At 73.2% G+C, this 15,484-nt stretch carries 11 protein-coding genes; 4 read left to right on the forward strand and 7 right to left on the reverse strand.

All coding sequences use genetic code 11. From position 1 onward, the window contains the following. Positions 1–47 precede the first annotated feature (47 nt). The 6 genes from ACTWPW_RS27355 to ACTWPW_RS27380 all read right to left on the reverse strand — a co-directional run bounded on the left by ACTWPW_RS27355 (position 48) and on the right by ACTWPW_RS27380 (position 7,260). Positions 48–1,520, reverse strand: coding sequence for a hypothetical protein (locus tag ACTWPW_RS27355; protein ID WP_375113654.1), 1,473 nt, complete (start codon positions 1,518–1,520; stop codon positions 48–50). 208 nt (positions 1,521–1,728) lie between these two features. Next, a complete protein-coding gene (locus tag ACTWPW_RS27360) occupies positions 1,729–1,914 on the reverse strand; it encodes a DUF4236 domain-containing protein (protein WP_364117111.1) in 186 nt (61 codons plus the stop codon). An 89-nt stretch (positions 1,915–2,003) separates the two neighbouring features. Further along, complete coding sequence (locus tag ACTWPW_RS27365) at positions 2,004–2,480, reverse strand: (2Fe-2S)-binding protein (RefSeq protein ID WP_443170300.1); 477 nt, start codon at positions 2,478–2,480, stop codon at positions 2,004–2,006. A gap of 15 nt (positions 2,481–2,495) precedes the next feature. After that, on the reverse strand, positions 2,496–4,784 hold the full coding sequence (locus ACTWPW_RS27370; protein WP_443170301.1) for a molybdopterin cofactor-binding domain-containing protein: 2,289 nt from the start codon (positions 4,782–4,784) through the stop codon (positions 2,496–2,498). An 8-nt stretch (positions 4,785–4,792) separates the two neighbouring features. Continuing rightward, positions 4,793–6,013 (reverse strand): oxygenase MpaB family protein, encoded by a 1,221-nt coding sequence (locus ACTWPW_RS27375; protein WP_375113657.1) that lies wholly within the window; start codon positions 6,011–6,013, stop codon positions 4,793–4,795. 23 nt (positions 6,014–6,036) lie between these two features. Then, positions 6,037–7,260, reverse strand: coding sequence for an oxygenase MpaB family protein (locus tag ACTWPW_RS27380; protein ID WP_443170302.1), 1,224 nt, complete (start codon positions 7,258–7,260; stop codon positions 6,037–6,039). 202 nt (positions 7,261–7,462) lie between these two features. On the opposite strand from ACTWPW_RS27380, the gene ACTWPW_RS27385 reads away from it, so the two are divergent. From ACTWPW_RS27385 to ACTWPW_RS27400, 4 genes are all read left to right on the forward strand, one after another. Further along, complete coding sequence (locus ACTWPW_RS27385) at positions 7,463–8,107, forward strand: TetR/AcrR family transcriptional regulator (RefSeq protein ID WP_375113865.1); 645 nt, start codon at positions 7,463–7,465, stop codon at positions 8,105–8,107. Positions 8,108–8,217: 110 nt separating this feature from the next. Then, positions 8,218–9,228 (forward strand): ABC transporter substrate-binding protein, encoded by a 1,011-nt coding sequence (locus tag ACTWPW_RS27390; protein ID WP_443170303.1) that lies wholly within the window; start codon positions 8,218–8,220, stop codon positions 9,226–9,228. Further along, positions 9,225–10,319 carry a FecCD family ABC transporter permease gene (locus ACTWPW_RS27395; RefSeq protein WP_443170304.1) on the forward strand — a complete coding sequence of 365 codons (1,095 nt, stop codon included), beginning with the start codon at positions 9,225–9,227 and terminating at the stop codon, positions 10,317–10,319. The genes ACTWPW_RS27390 and ACTWPW_RS27395 overlap by 4 nt, the downstream gene beginning before the upstream one ends. Then, on the forward strand, positions 10,316–11,104 hold the full coding sequence (locus tag ACTWPW_RS27400; RefSeq protein ID WP_443170305.1) for an ABC transporter ATP-binding protein: 789 nt from the start codon (positions 10,316–10,318) through the stop codon (positions 11,102–11,104). The genes ACTWPW_RS27395 and ACTWPW_RS27400 overlap by 4 nt, the downstream gene beginning before the upstream one ends. On the opposite strand, the gene ACTWPW_RS27405 is transcribed toward ACTWPW_RS27400, so the two are convergent. After that, a complete protein-coding gene (locus ACTWPW_RS27405; RefSeq protein ID WP_443170306.1) occupies positions 11,055–15,476 on the reverse strand; it encodes an HAD-IC family P-type ATPase in 4,422 nt (1,473 codons plus the stop codon). The two genes, ACTWPW_RS27400 and ACTWPW_RS27405, sit on opposite strands and share 50 nt — an antisense overlap. Positions 15,477–15,484: the final 8 nt, after the last annotated feature.

Genomic DNA, 15,484 nt, shown 5'->3' on the forward strand with positions numbered 1-15,484 from the left:
GAGCGTGGGTGGCGGCGAGCCGGGCGCCGCCGCCCACGCTCCCCGGTTCAGGGAGCGATGCCCACGCCGCCACGCCGGGCCAGGGCCCGTTCCCGCTCCGCCGTGAGCGCGGGCCAGTGGCGGGCGCCCGGGCGTGGCAGCACGCGGGAGGCGTAGTCACCCGGTACGAAGCCGGGATCGTAGTGGCAGCCGGTGCCGTAGACGGTGTCGAAGGCCGGGCAGGACGCGGCGAGCGACTCGGGCGTGGGCTTGGCTCCGGTGCGCACCCACCCGGACAGCGCCGACATCGCGGCGGCATACTCAGAGGCGCTCAGGGCGCTGTGCTCGCTCTCCCGGGTGAAGGCCTGCACCAGGTGGTCGCCGGCGCGGGCGCCCTCCAGGCTGGCGCGGTAGGCCGCCTCGTGCTCGACGAAGGCCGTGGGGTCGTCGATCGCGTGCATGGTGAGCACGGGCAGGGCGACCGCCCCGGTGACGTCGCTGTCGAAGGACAGGTCCCGCACGGCCGACGGGTCGGGCGAGAACCGCTCGACGCCGGCGTTGAGCGCCTTGTCGTCGTGGGAGCCGGAGTAGCGTACGCCCCGGTTGCCGAACGGGTTCCGGCCGCCGAGCCGCTCGTGCACGATGTCGCGGAAGGTGAAGGTGGCGAACCGCAGATGCGACTCCAGCGTGCGCTCCGGGATCCTGGTCACGGCCAGGATGTCGGCGAGGTTGCGCTGCTGCAGGGGCGTACGGGCCTCGGGTGCGAGGTCGTGGCCGGTGCACTCGCTCAGCCGGGCGCGCAGGCCGGTCGACGTCATCGTCGAGTCCGCGCGCAGCCCCATCCACAGCGGATACTGCGGCTCGGTGGGGCGCGGGTGGTTGCGGCAGTAGTACTGGTAGACCACCCGCAGGTCCACCCGGTAGTCGTAGCCGCGCGAGCCGCCCGCCAGCACGCCGCTGGTCAGCAGCACCCCGTCGTACGGCGAGCCCGGCCGGCGGCCGTAGATCTCGGCGACCTTGGCGGCCACGTTGCCGCCCCAGGACTGGCCGTGGACGTAGGTGCGCTGCGGCCGCCCGAACCTCTCGACGAACAGCCGCCGCAGGTTCTCGGTGTCCTCGGCCGCCATCCTGGTGCCGTAGCCGCCGCGCCGGTAGGCCGAGCCCGCCCAGGCGTAGCCCTCGCGGACCAGCACCGACCAGCGGGCCAGGTCGTCGGGGCTGCGCTCGGGGTCGGACGCCTCGGTCAGGTCGGGGCCGCCGTGGGCGTGCATGACCAGCGACCCGTTCCAGTCCGCCGGGATGGCGATCATGTAGTGGGCGCCGTTGCGGTCCTGCCCGCGGTGGCAGGTGGCCTGCTCCGTGAGCTGCTCCGGGCAGGGCACGGTGACCATCGTGCCGGCGGGCGCCGCGGCCGCGGGCGAGCCGAGTGCGGCCAGCAGCGGCCCGATGAGCAGGCCGGTCAGCGCGATGCGCCCGCGCCGGCGGGATCGGGATCCGAAGGGTGTCCGGGGGGTGCGGCCAGGGGCCTGGCTCGTGTCCACGTAAGTGGTCCTCCTTCGTCAGCCCCGCGCCCTGCTGCGGGCGCGGGGCTCTGATGCTAGGAAGGAGGCTCTGTTAAGAGAATGTTTCGTCAATTGTGTTCGTAGATCGCGGGCCGGCGTTCGTGGAGCTGGCCGTCAACCGGCGGCCGCCGGGTCGTGTCGGGCGAGCCCTGCCCGGGGCCGGGGGACGAGGTGAGGGGGATGCCGGTCAGCGGTTGCGCAGGTTCTTGCGCCAGTGGAAGCCGCCGGGCAGGTTGACCGACAGCGTACGGCGGCCGTCCGCGGTTCGCGTCACGCGGAAGAGCCGGTTGCCCCAGCTGTGCCCCACGCCGCCGCGGGACAGGTTCAGCCGGAAAGGACCGAGCTTGATGGACTTTCGATAGCTCAAACCCATTGCGCGTTCCTCCTTGAGAGCTCGCGAAGAACCTTCAGCTACCCAAACAAGAGGCGACATATCGGGTTTCGTAATCTCGGGGCAAAGCCTCACATGTTCTCGGCACCCGCCTTGATGGCTTCACGGATCCGGAAGTACGTGCCGCAGCGGCAGATGTTGCGCAGCCCGTCGAGGTCGGCGTCGGTGATCCCGCGGCCTTCGGCGGCGGCACGGCGGACCAGCGCCACGGCGGCCATGATCTGGCCGGGCTGGCAGTAGCCGCACTGCGCGACGTCGTGGTCCAGCCAGGCCTGCTGCATGGGGTGCAGGTCCGCGCCGGCGGTGGCCGCGAGCCCTTCGATGGTGGTGACCTCGTCGTCCGGCTGGAGATCCGCGACGGGGATCGCGCACGGGTTGATCGCCTCGCCGTTGAGGTGGCTGGTGCAGGCCTTGCAGACGTTGATGCCGCAGCCGTACTTCGGCCCGGTGATGCCGAGGAGGTCGCGCAGCACCCACAGCAGGCGCACGTCCGCGGCGACGTCGACGGTGACCTGCTCCCCGTTGATGCGGAAGGTGTACTCAGGCACTCGGCTCTCCTCGACTCAGCGGGCGGGGTCCAGGCCGTCGGTCGGGGACGGCGGGATGGGCGGGACGGTCGGTTTGGGGGTGAAGGAGAGCGTGCCGTGGTTGATCGGAAAGCTGGTGGGCATCGTCCCGGTCGCGCGGCCGTACGCGCAGGCGACCGCGGCCATCGACGCGGCCACGCCCAGCTCGCCGGCGCCGCCGGGTGTCTCGGAGGTGCTGGGCATGACGATGATCCGGAGCTCGGGCGGGGTGTTCCACTGCCGGGTGTAGAAGTAGTTGTCCCAGCTCGCCTCGAGGAAATACCCGTCGCGCAGGTGCAGGCTGGAGGTCAGGGCCAGCGCGATGCCGTCCATGATGCCGCCCATCATCTGCGCCTCCAGGCCGCGCGGGTTGACGGCGAGGCCGACGTCCACGGCGAAGACGGCCTTGGTGACGCGCGGCCCGGTCACGCCGTCGCGGATGGGGCGGTTGACGGTCTCCGGGCGGCAGTCGATCTCCACCAGCGCGGCGCTGACCGACTTGTACTCGGCGTGGAACGCGATGCCCTGCGCGGTGCCCGGCTGCATGGGCCGCCCCCAGCCGCCGGCCTCGGCCACCTTCGCCAGCACCGCCCGGGAGCGGGCGTCACGGAGGAAGTCGTGCCGTAACCGGTAGGGGTCCTTGCCCATCCGCGCGGCGAGCTGGTCGACCATGAGCTCCCGGGCGCAGGTGACGTCGGGCGAGTAGACGTTGCGCATGCTGCCGGTGTTGAAGCCCTTGTCCGTCTCGGCGAGGAGCCGGCTGGTGACGCCGAAGTCGTAGGACGTCGCCTGGCTGAGGTGGAAGAACGTCTGGGAGAACCCGACGTCGCCCACCGGGAGCCGCGCGGCCAGGGCGGTGATGATCTCGCCCAGCCCGTGGCCGAGGTCGGTGGAGACGCCGGTGTGCCGCTGCTTGTAGCTGAGCACGGTGTCGCCGAGGTAGGCGATGCGTACCCGGGAGGTGGCCATCGGGTGGACGCGGCCCTGGCGGGAGTCGTCGGCGCGGTGCCACATCAGCTTGACCGGTTTGCCGATCTTCCGGGACACCTCGGCGGCTTCCAGCGCGGCGTCGAAGAACAGCTTGCGGCCGAAGGAGCCGCCGCCCTCGACGACGTGCACGGTGACCCGGCCGGGCGGCAGCCCGAGCCGGGCGGCGATGGCCTGCTGGGCGACGATCGGCGACTTCAGCGCCGACCAGATCTCGGCGCGGTCGGCCCGTACGTCGGCGATCGCGCAGTTGGGCTCCAGCGCGCTGTTGCTCCGGAAGTGGAAGGTGAACTTGCCTTCGACGACCGGGGTGGGCGGTCTGAGCCCGATCGGCAGCTCCGCGGCCTCCAGCTCCCGCAGCACGCTCGCGTCGGACTTCCCTTCCGCGGTGCCGGGTCTCCAGGAGACCCGCAGGGCGCGTACGGCGTCGATGCACTGGCCGAAGGTCTCGGCGCGCACCGCCACCCCGGTGGAGATCACCACGGCGTCGGTGACGCCCGGCATGGTGCGGACCTCGGCGAGGTTGGCCACCGAGCCGACCTTGCCGTTGATGGTCGGCGGGCGGCACACCATCGTCGGCTTCGCGTCCGGGACGTCGAGGTCCATCGTGAACTTCTTGCGCCCGGTCACCGCGTCCAGCGCGTCGATCCGGTTGTGCGGCCTGCCGATGACGGTGAAGCTCGCACGCGGCGTGAGCGCCACGGACACCTGCCGGGTCCGCGTGCTCGCGGCCTTGCCGGCGAGGGCGCCGATGCCGACGCCACGGCCGGAACGGTCGGTGATCACGCCCGCCTTCAGGGTCAGGTCGCGGACCGCCGAGCCGAGTTCGGTCGCCGCCGCCGCCAGCAGCCGCTCCCGGGCGATGGCGGCGGCGACCCGGATCGGGGTGTAGGTCGCGATGGTCGTGTTCGATCCGCCGGTGAGCTGGTTGAAGACCAGCTCGGGCCGGGCGTCGGCCAGGGTGACCCGTACGCGTTCCAGCGGCACGGCCATCTCCTCGGCGATCAGCATGGCCGTCGAGGTGGTGATGCCCTGCCCCACCTCGGCCCGCGGCAACGCGAACGACACCGTGCCGTCCGGGTGGACCTCGACCGAGATCAGGCCGGAGGTCGGCAGCGCCGCCGCGGTCATCAGGTCGTTGAGGTCGAGCAGCGCCGGCAGGTCCAGGAGCTCCGGCGAGGGCAGCGGGTCGGCGGCCGCCGGCGGCGGATCGAGCTCGGCGGCGGCCACCAGGGTCGGAGCCGCGAGAACGTACCCGAGAAACCGCCGCCGCGCGATGGCGTCATTCGATTCCGTCATTGTCCAGCTCATCCAGGACGGTTGGTCGTGGGAATCTCTATCTTGGTCTCCTTGCCCTTGGTGAGGAAGAACAGGATGTACTTGCGCGCGGCCTCGTCGATGACCCAGGCGACCTCGGGCACCAGCGGCAGCGGGATGAGGCCCTCGCGGAACTTCACGAGCTTCGGCCAGGCGGTGGCGATCAGCGGGTCCCACAGCGGCTCGCGCCGGATGCCGTCCCAGTCGGCCACCTGGTTGCCGACCAGGTAGCGGGCCAGCGCGTTGCACAGAGGCCGGCTGATGCTGCCGGGGCTGGTCTGCTCGGCGAGCTGGCCCAGCAGGATGTCGGTAAGGATCACGCCCTCGGGCGTCGGCCCCATGTTCCTGGGCAGGATCTGGTCCGACTGAGCGTTGGCCGCGTCCCAGGTGGCGGGGACGTACTCGTCCTTGATGCCGAGCAGGTGCGCGGTCACCTGCCACACGTGCAGGTACGCCTCCGACTCGGCGGCCGTGATCGGCACCTTCCATTCGCGCATCCTGCGCATCGCGAAGGTCGGCAGGGTGTGCCAGGTGACCAGCATGTCCTCCTGGCTGATCGGGATGTCGCCGCCCCAGTGGGGGGACTGCCGCAGCAGGTGCCGCACCGCCGCGTGCACCAGCCGGGTCTTCACGGCCTCGACGACGCAGGAGCCGTCGGGCCGGTAGGCGTTCAGGGATCCGACGGCGAACCCCAGGATGCTCGTCTTGGCGACCCGGTCCTCCATGTCCGCGCCGCCCTTGGAGTAGTAGACCGCGCGGGCCTCCTTGGGGATGGCGGTGCTCAGCATGCCGCCGCCGACGCCGTTGAGCAGGTTGAGGTAGAGCCCCCTGGACTTGTTGAACTCGGCCGCAGTGCCCAGCTTGCCGTGGTCCGCCCACGACGGCAGCTCGCGGGCCCGCTCCATGAACGACCGCAGATCCTCCGGCAGCCCGGCGGGTAACGGCTGATCGTTGCGGGTCCAGTCCCACAGCAGGCGGTTGACCTCGGGCACCGCGCCGCGATCGATCAGCGAGGCGACCAGCGGGTCGGCCTCCTCGTCCCAGACCCACCGCGGATCGGCACCGGCGCCGGAGCCGGCGACCGAGCCGGTCGGCGCCCAGGTCCAGGGCGTCAGGGGACGCGCCTCAGCCGGCGCCGCCATCCCCAGCGCCCCGAGCGCGCCCAGGGCCCCGCCCGAGATCAGAATCTTGCGTCTGCTCAGCTCCGCCATGCTCCGAACTCCTTTCCAGCGTGTCAGGACGGGCGGTTGGTGTCCGGGATCTCGATCCTGATCGGCTGCGCCTCGGACAGGAAGAGCAGGGCGGCCTTGCGCAGGAACTCGTCGAACAGCCAGTACGCCTCCGGCGCCAGCGGGAACGGCAGCAGCCCCTCGCGGACGGCGATGAAGGGCCCCCAGGACACCTTGAGCAGCGGATCCCAGACCAGCTCCCTCGGGATCTTCAGCCATCCGGCGATCCGGTCGCCGAGCATGAAGCGCGTGAACGCGCCGAGTATGGGCTTGGACAGGATGCCGGCATCGACCGAGGAGCCGAGGTTGAGCAGGATGTCGGCCAGCTTGACGCCCTCGGGCGTCGGCGCCAGCACCGGCTCCAGGACCTCCCTGGCCTGGGCGTTGGCCTCGGCCCACGACGCCGGGATGTACTCGTCCTTGATGCCGAGCAGGTGCGCGGTCAGCTGCCACGAGTGCAGGAAGCCCTCGGACTCGGCGGCGGGGATGGGCACCCTCCAGGCGACCAGCTTCTGCATGACGGTCGTGGGCAGGCTGTGCCAGGTGACCATCATGTCCCGCTGGCTGATCGGGACCTCCTCCTCGGCGACCTCCGACCAGTGCGGGGACTGTGGCAGCAGGTGCCGCACCGCCGCGTGCACGAGCCGGGTCTTGACGCAGGTCACGATCATTTCGCCGTCGGGCTGGAAGGCGGTCCGGCTCATGACGTCGTAGCCGAGCTTGGCGGTCTTGGAGATGCGGTCCTTCATGTCCGCACCGCCCTGGGAGTAGTAGACCGCGAGGGCCTCCTTGGGGATGACCGTGCTCATCATGCCGCTGGCCAGCCCGTACAGGAGGCCGAGGTAGAGGCCGCGCTTCTCGTTGAACCTGAACGCGGTCGCGAGCTTGCCGTGGTCGGCCCACGAAGGCAGCTGACGGGCCCGCTCCATGAAGTCCCGCAGGTCCGCCGGCAGCCCGGCCGGTAACGGCTGGCCGTTCTTGGTCCAGGTACGTAACAGCTCGTTGACCCTGGGCACGTCACCCCGGTCGAGCAGCGAGGCGACCAGCGGATCGGCCTCCTCGTCCCACACCCATCGCGGGTCGGTGCCGGCCCCGGTGCCCGCCACCGAGCCCTTGGCCGACCACGTCCACGGTCCCTGCGCGTACGCCGGTGCCGCGACGCCCAGCGCGCCGAGCGCGCCCAGCGCCCCACCGGCCTTCAGCACGTTGCGCCTGCTGAGTCGGTCCATGCCTGCGTTCCTCCTCCTCGCCGGAGCCTCCTCGTCGGAGCGACGAAGCGCTGGTTGATACGGTGAAACACGTAGCGCTTCTGTGTATCATCATCATGAGAGCACACTGTGAGGGGCATCACAAGACCGCACCGGCGGCCGTTGGGGCATGAGGCAGAATCAACTGCAGGAGGTGATCGTGGAATCTGCGCTGTCCGGGCTCATGACGCCTTCGGACTCGGAGTCGTTGCTGGAGCGCGCATACCTTGATGCCGTCGAACAGGTCGACGACACCGACGAGCTCCGCGCCCGCATACTCGATGCGGCTTACGACCAGTTCTGCCGGATGGGCATCCGGCGCTCCACCATGGAGGACGTCGCCCGGCGGGCCAAGGTCTCGCGGATCACGGTCTACCGGCGGTTCGCCACGAAGGACGCGCTGGTCGAACACGTCGTACGCCGCGAGTTCCGCCGCTACTTCGACCGGTTCCTCATCGACATAGAGCAGGCGGGCACCCCGGCCGACCGCGTGGTCCTGGGCTTCGTGAGCTCGTTACGCGCCATCCGGGGCAACCCGCTGATCGGCGGCCTGATCTCCGCGGAGCCGGACCTGCTGGTGCCCTCCATGGTCGCCGACGGGGGCCGGACCCTCGCCACCGTGCGCCAGTTCGTCGCCGGGCAGCTGCGCCGCGAGCAGCACGCGGGCCACGTCTCCGCCGACCTGAACACCGACCTCGTGGCCGAGATGATGGTCCGGGTCTCCGCCTCCTTCCTGGCGACCCCCAGCCACATCATCGACCTCGACGACGACGAGCAACTGGCCGCGGTGGCCCGCCAGTTCCTGGTGCCGATGCTGACCCCACCCTGATGCAGTTTTGTGGCAATTGCGACTCATGTGCAGAATGGGGAGGTGCTTCCTGATCGAACCGCCCTGCCCATGCCGCTCATCAGCGCCCCGCCGAAGGCGGGGGCCGGCTCATGAGAAAGCTCCTGGCCCTGGTGGCAGCCCTGACCCTGACCGCCTGCGGCCAGACGCCCGCCACCACCCGGGAGACCGGTCCCGATGCGGCGCCGCGGGCGGGTTTCCCGGTCACGATCACCAACTGCGGGCGCACCCTCACCTTCGACCGGCCGCCCGCCAAGGTCGTCACCGGCTACCACCCCTCCCTGGAGACCCTGTTCGCCCTCGGCCTGCATGATCGCGTCGCCGGGCGGACGAACTTCTCCGAGAGCGCGTTCCTGCCCGGCCAGAAGGAGCTGTACGACCGGATCCCGGAGATCTCGCCGACGATCATGCTGCCGCAGAAGGAGGTCATGCTCGCCCAGGGCGCCGACCTCGTCCTGGACAACGCGATGGCCGCCTTCGACGCCGCCGGCGGCTACGCCACCGTGGCGGAGCTGGACGCCGCGGGCTCCCCGGTGTACATCCTGGGCGGCTGGTGCAGCCCTGAGGAGACGCTCGAGTACACCCTCGACGACACCCTCACCGACCTGCGGAACCTCGGCAGGATCTTCGGCGTCTCCGGCCGCGCCGACCGGCTGGCCGCCGACCTGCGCGGCAGGCTGGACGACGTGTGCGAGCGCGTCGCGGGCCGGCCGCCGGTCAAGGTGCTGGCCACCGACGGCGGCAAGGGCCCGGTCAACGCCTACGGCGGCGCCGGCATCACCAACCAGATGATCACCGCCGCCGGCGGGGTGAACGTGCTGGCCGGTGTCAAGGGCGACTACACCGAGGTCAGCGTGGAGCAGGTCAGCGCCGCGCAACCCGACGCCATCCTGGTCAGCGAGTACGCCACGCTGCGGGGCGAGACGATGCCGACCGTGCGGGCCAAGACCGCCGACACCCTCGCCATCGCCAGGAACAGCCCAGCGGCCAAGGAGCGGCGCGTGCTCGCTCTGCCGGTGGCGGCCCAGCATCCCGGCTACCGCAACCTCCTGGCCGTCGAGGACATCGCCCGCTTCCTGCACCCCGGCGCGTTCACCCGATGACCAGCGCGCTTCAGCGGGCCAGGCCGGTGGACACCGGCCGGCCACACCGGCGCGGCGGCCGGTTCGCGCTGCTCGTCGCCCTCCTCGCCGTGGCCGTGGTCGCCTCGACGTGGCTGGCGGTGAGCATCGGCGCGGTACGGGTCGGGTTGCCGCAGGCCTGGGGCATCGTCGCCGACCGCCTGGTGCCCGGGCTGGTCCCGCGTACCTGGACGCCCGTGCAGGAGCAGATCGTGTGGGAGTTCCGGCTGCCGCGCGCGCTGCTGGCGCTGCTGGTCGGGGCCGGGCTGGCGGTGGTCGGGGCGGTGCTGCAGGCCCTGGTGCGCAACCCGCTGGCGGACCCGTTCCTGCTCGGCATCTCCTCCGGCGCGTCCTTCGGCGCGGTGCTCGTGCTGATCCTGGGGGCCGGGGCGCTGGGCGGGCTGTCGCTGTCGGGGGCCGCCTTCGCCGGCTCGCTCCTCGCTCTGGGGCTGGTGTACGCGCTGGCCCAGCGGGCGGGCCGGATCACCCCGTCGCGGCTGGTGCTGGCCGGGGTGGCGCTGGCCTACCTCTTCCAGGCCCTCTACAGCTTCGTGCTGCAGCAGGCGCAGAGCGGGCGGGCGGCCCAGCAGGTGCTGTTCTGGTTGATGGGCAGCCTCGGCGGGGCCCGCTGGCACATGCTGCCGCTGCCGGCCGCCGTCCTGGCCGTGGGCCTGGTCTACCTGCTGCTGCAGCATCGTCAGCTCAACGCGCTCATGGCCGGCGAGGAGAGCGCCGTCTCCCTCGGCGTGAACGTGCACCGCCTGCGGCTCACGCTCTTCGTCCTCACCTCCCTGCTGGTCGGCGTGCTGGTGGCCACCAGCGGGGCGATCGCGTTCGTCGGGCTGATCGTGCCGCACGCGGCCCGGCTGCTCACCGGGGCCGACCACCGCCGGGTGCTCCCGGTCACCGCGCTGCTCGGCGCGGCGTTCCTGCAGCTCGTGGACGCCGCCGCCCGGGTCGTCAACGCGCCGCAGGAGCTGGCGCTCAGCATCGTCACCGCGCTGTTCGGCGTGCCGTTCTTCCTGTGGCTGCTGCGCCGCCGCTCGGTGGACCGGGCGGTGACCGTCGCATGAGGCTCGACCTGCGCGGCGTCGCCGTGCACCTCGACGGCCGCCCGATCGTCCACGGGGCCGACCTGCTGGTGGACGACGGCGAGTTCGTCGCCCTGGTGGGCCCGAACGGCTGCGGCAAGTCCACCCTGTTGCGGACGATCTACCGGGCGCTGCGTCCCTCGGCGGGGCTCATCCGGGTGGACGGCGACGACGCGCACGGCCTGCCCTGGCGGGAGTCCGCCCGGCGAACCGCCGTGGTGGCCCAGGAAACGCCCGCCGAGCTCGACTTCACGGTCGGGGAGGTCGTGCTCATGGGGCGCACGCCGTACAAACCCGATGCCGTGGCGGACGCGGAGCGGTGCGCGCGGGCCCTGGACCGCGTCGGCCTCGCCGGCGCGGCGGACCGCGTCTACGCCACCCTGTCCGGCGGCGAGAAGCAGCGCGCCCTCGTCGCCCGCGCCCTGGTGCAGGAGACCCGCCTGCTCCTGCTCGACGAGCCCACCTCCCACCTGGACGTCCACCACCAGCTGGAGATCCTGCACCTGGTCCGCGAGCTCGGCACCGAGCTGGGCCTCGCCACCCTGGCCGTCCTGCACGACCTCAACCAGGCCGCCGCGTTCTGCGACCGCCTCTACGTCATGAGCGCCGGCCGCATCCTGGCCGGCGGTCCGCCCGGCCAGGTCCTCACCCCCGAGCTGATCTCCGAGGTGTACGGCGTGCGCGCCGTCCACCGCCCCCAGCTCGTCTTCGAACGGCTCAGTCGGAGCCGGGCCACCAACCTGGCGGATCCAGGGGCCAGCGGCTGAGGGCGGCGCCCAGCACGCTCCCGGCGGTGGCACTGCTGAGGGCGATGCTCCAGCCGATGGGCCCGAGCGGCGTGCAGCCGAAGAAGCCGCTCACGAAGGGCGTCTGGATGACGGCGGTGAGCAGGGCGGCCGAGCCCAGGCCGGCGACCAGGACGTTGCGGTCGAGGCCGCCGGTCAGCAGGGTCTGGCCCAGCTGGCTGCCGACCAGCGCGGCCAGCGCCACGGTCGAGGCGCGGCGGGACCGTCCGGTGAACCGGGCCGCCAGCCACGCGCTGCCCGCTCCCGCCGCGGTGGCCAGCGCCCGGTTGTACATCTCCTGGGTGAGGGCCTCGCCGAGGGACATGTCGGGGCCCTCGCGCAGCAGGTGCGCGACGTCGTGCTCGCTGGGCGGCCGCAGCGCGATCGCCAGCGCGGGGGCGAGATCGGTGAGCAGGTTGACCAGCAGCAGCTGGCGGGCGTTCAGCGGGGACCGCCCGGTCAGGGCCGTGCCCAGGACGGTGAAGGCGATCTCCCCGAGGTTGCCGCCGAGCAGGATGCCCAGGGCGTGCCGGACGGACGACCACATGGCCCGCCCCTCGACCAGCGCCGCGATGATGGTCTCCAGGCGGTCGTCGGAGACGACGAGGTCGGCGGCGGCCTGCGCGGCGGGGGTGCCGCGGCGGCCGAGCGCGATGCCGACGTCGGCCAGCCGGATGGCCGGGGCGTCGTTGGCGCCGTCGCCGGTCATCGCGACCACCTTGCCCAGCCGCTGGTAGGCCTGGATGATGCGGACCTTCTGCGCCGGGCTGCAGCGGGCGATGACGTTCACCTCGGGCAGCCGCTTGTCCAGCGCGGCGTCGTCGAGCTCGTCGATCTCCGCTCCGGTGAGGACGTGGTTGGGGATGGCGCCGGGGTGCACGGTGGCCGCGATCGCGTCGGCCGTGGCGGGATGGTCTCCGGTGATCATGACGGTGCGCACGCCCGCCTCGTGCAGGCGGGCCGCCGCGGGGGCGGCGCTGGTGCGTACCGGGTCGGCGAGGGCGAGGAAGCCGAGGAAGGTCAGGTCGCGGACGGTGTCCTCGTCGACCCCTTCCTGGGTGGCGGGCATGCGGCGTTCGGCCACGGCGAGCACGCGGTGACCGGCGCCGGCGAGCCGTTCGGCCAGCTCGGTCAGGGCGGTGTGGTCGCCGTCGGTCATCTCGCGTTCCCGCCCGCCGGTCCGGTGCCGGCCGCAGCGCGACAGCACGACCTCGGGGGCGCCCTTGACGCTGAGCAGCACCTGCCCGCCGGCGCGGCCGAGGGTGGCGTGGAAGCCGCGCGAGGGCTCGAACGGCAGGGCGAGGGTCTTCCGCCAGCCGCGGGCGCCGGTGCCCGGCCGGATCCGCGCGCGGCGGGCGCACTCGACGACGGCACGGTCGGTCTGATGGGCCAGGTCCTCCGGGTGCCGGGCGTCCGGGCTGGCCCGCAGCGCCGCGGCCACCACCGTGCGGCAGGAGTCGTCCAGCGACCGTACGGGGCGGGCACGGGTGCCGTCGTGGACCTCGCGCACCGCGAGCCGGCCCTCGGTGAGAGTGCCGGTCTTGTCGAAGCACAGCACGTCCACCCGGCCGAGGGCCTCGATGGTACGCGGGTTGCGCACCAGCGCGCCGAGGTCGGCCAGGCGGCGGGCGGCCGACAGCTGGGCGGCGTTGACCAGGAACGGCAGGCCCTCGGGCACCGACGCGATGGCCAGATTGACCGCCGCGCTCAGGCTGTCGCGCACCGGCACGCCGTGCAGCAGCCCCGCTCCGGTCACGGCCGCGGCCGAACCCAGTGCCACCGGCAGGCTGTGCCGGGTGAAGCGGCGCAGGTGCTGTTCGACGCCGGTCGCCGGGGCGCTCTGGCGGGCGGCGGCCATGCTGCGGCCGACCTCGGTGTCGGCGCCGGTCGCCACGACGACCGCCACGGCCCGGCCGGCTGCCAGCGTCGTGCCCTCGTACAACATCGACCGGCGATCGGCGAGCTCCGCGGCGATGACCGGGGCGACGTCCTTGGCCGCCGACAGCGACTCCCCGGTCAGTGACGACTCGTCGGCCTCCACCCCGTCGGCGCGCAGCAGCCGGCAGTCGGCGGGGACGACGTCGCCGGGGCCGAGCAGCACCACGTCTCCGGGGACGAGCTGCTCGGCGGTGACGACCTGCTCGATGCCGTCGCGGCGGACGGTGGCCCCGACGGCCGAGCGGGCCAGCAAGTCGGCCAGGGCCCGGTCGGTGCGTACGCGTTGCGCGGCCCCGGTCAGCGCGGAGACCCCGGTGATCCCGGCGACCAGGCCGGCGTCCACCAGCGAGCCGACGACCGCGCTCAGCGCCGCCCCGCCGGCCAGGACGGGAGTCAGCGGGTTGGCCAGCTCCTCCATGAACGCCGCGCCCAGGCTGCTGCCCAGCGGCTCCAGACGACCGCCCGCCCGCCACCTCTGCCGCGCCTCCTCGCTGCTCAGCCCCTCTTCGCCGGCGCCCAGGCGGCGCAGCACGGCCTCGGCCGGCATCAGGTGCCACGGGGTACGGGCGACGGCGCGGGCGGGTGTCTGCGTGTGCAGGTGGTGAGCCCGCCAGGCGCCGTCGGCGAAGGCCAGCGCGGCGCCGATGTTGACCGCGCGCAGGCTGCGTACCGACGGCCGCGCGGAACCGCCCTGGAGGGCCGAGGCCGCGCCGATGCCGGTGGCCGCCTGTGACAGCACGATGCCGTCGCGATCCACGGACCGTGCCGCCGCCACGGCCTCCACCAGCAGGACCGCGGTGCCCAGCTCCGATCCGACCAGGACGTGCGCGCCCCACGGCGGCACCTCGCCGTCCCTGTGCACGCCCAGCCCGCAGTCCGCCGCTCCGAGCGCCCGCCGCTCCCCCGAGATCAGCATGACCGCCCCGCCCGCCGCCTGGATCTCGCGCACCGCGGCCGACAGCCCGCGCCGGCGTTCCACCACGACGTCGGCGTGACCGCCGCGCGCGGGCCGCTGCTCGTCGGTGGCCAGCACGATCCGCAGCCGGGCGCGGCGGGCCGCGGCGACGACCCCGTCCAGGCCGGGGGCCGTCTCCTGCTCGGCCGCCAGCACCGCTTCCAGCCTCCCGCCGCGGGCCAGGCCCAGGACCACCTCGGCGCCGGTCCCGGCCAGCCGCTTGCGCTGCCGGGCCCCGGTACGGCCGCGCAGCTCCAGGTCCTCGACCGGGCCCAGGACCCATTCGCCGTCGCGGCGCACGGCCCGCACGTCGCCGTCGGGCGCGAACAACGCGAAGCCGACCTCGGCCACCTCCCCGGCGTCCGCACCGGCCAGCGGGATCAGGTCGGTCAGCTCCCAGCGCCCCGTACGCAGCACGGCATCGTCCAGCACGAGCGTGTCCACCCGGCCGAGCAGCCGCAGCGCCGAACGGTCCATCACCAGCGCTCCGTTGCGCGCCAGCACCCGCCCCAGATGAGAGGCGAAGGCCACCCGTCCCGCCTCGCTCGCCTTGGGCAGCGTGGCGAGCCCCACCGCCGCCGCGCGCCGCCACCCGACCAGCGGCGTGGCCACGGGCATCGCGGCCGCCCCGGCGGCCAGGACACGCCGCTGGTACCTCTCCACCGGCCCGTCCGGCAGCGCGCACGGGCGTTCGACCACGACCGGGTCGGCCGCCGCGTCGTCGGGTCCGCGGATCAGCCGCGGCTCGGCCTCCTGCCACGCCTGCTGGTCGGCACGGGCCTCGCGCCACTCCCCGATCCGCTGCGCCACGTCCAGCACCACGCCGGAACCGCCCGCCGCCATCGCATGGGCCAGACCGGCGGCCATGGACACCAGCGACTCCGCCCGCTCCTGCCCGTGCAGCCGCTCGGCGGCCAGCTCACGCAGGCGCGGGTGCAGCGAGACGGCCGAGAGCAGGCCCGCCAGCTCGGTCGGCAACGGCGCCCACGGCGCCACCCGCGTGAGCCCGGACAGGACCAGCGCGGCCGAGTCGACCGCCAGGTTCGGCAACACCCGGGTGCGCGCCGGCCCCTCGGCCGGGTGGTGCAGCTCCTCCTCGGCGACCTCCTCCTCGACGCTGGCCGGAGCCGACTCGGCGTGCGCCACCAGGGCCACCAGCTCGCGACGGAGCGGCGGCGGGTCGCCCACGGCCACCACGACCCGGCACGCCGGGGCGTTCACCCGCGCCCACAACACCCCCGGATGCCGCTCCAGCGCGCGCTCCACCCGGCGGGCCACCCGGGCGCCGCCCGGGCCGTGCACGCCGTGCGTCTCGATGTGCAGCCGTCCCGGGCGCTCCCACACGTCCCGAGCCTCGCGGCCCCCGCCCAGCAACCAGCCCGCCACCCCGGTCGCCAGCTCGACGGCGCCCGAGACGGGAGCGGGTGCCCGCAATCCCAGCAACGCCACTACGGTCCCCACACCCTTGT

It is taken from the genome of Nonomuraea sp. KM90, assembly GCF_052246675.1.
In the GTDB taxonomy this organism is placed as follows: Bacteria; Actinomycetota; Actinomycetes; order Streptosporangiales; family Streptosporangiaceae; genus Nonomuraea.

Bases quoted from the DNA above. Each gene is read 5' to 3' on its own strand.
- ACTWPW_RS27360 (WP_364117111.1), bottom strand. From the start codon at position 1,914: ATGGGTTTGAGCTATCGAAAGTCCATCAAGCTCGGTCCTTTCCGGCTG.
- ACTWPW_RS27370 (WP_443170301.1), bottom strand. From the start codon at position 4,784: ATGACGGAATCGAATGACGCCATCGCGCGGCGGCGGTTTCTCGGGTAC.
- ACTWPW_RS27375 (WP_375113657.1), bottom strand. From the start codon at position 6,013: ATGGCGGAGCTGAGCAGACGCAAGATTCTGATCTCGGGCGGGGCCCTG.
- ACTWPW_RS27380 (WP_443170302.1), bottom strand. From the start codon at position 7,260: ATGGACCGACTCAGCAGGCGCAACGTGCTGAAGGCCGGTGGGGCGCTG.
- ACTWPW_RS27385 (WP_375113865.1), top strand. From the start codon at position 7,463: ATGACGCCTTCGGACTCGGAGTCGTTGCTGGAGCGCGCATACCTTGAT.
- ACTWPW_RS27390 (WP_443170303.1), top strand. From the start codon at position 8,218: ATGAGAAAGCTCCTGGCCCTGGTGGCAGCCCTGACCCTGACCGCCTGC.
- ACTWPW_RS27395 (WP_443170304.1), top strand. From the start codon at position 9,225: ATGACCAGCGCGCTTCAGCGGGCCAGGCCGGTGGACACCGGCCGGCCA.
- ACTWPW_RS27400 (WP_443170305.1), top strand. From the start codon at position 10,316: ATGAGGCTCGACCTGCGCGGCGTCGCCGTGCACCTCGACGGCCGCCCG.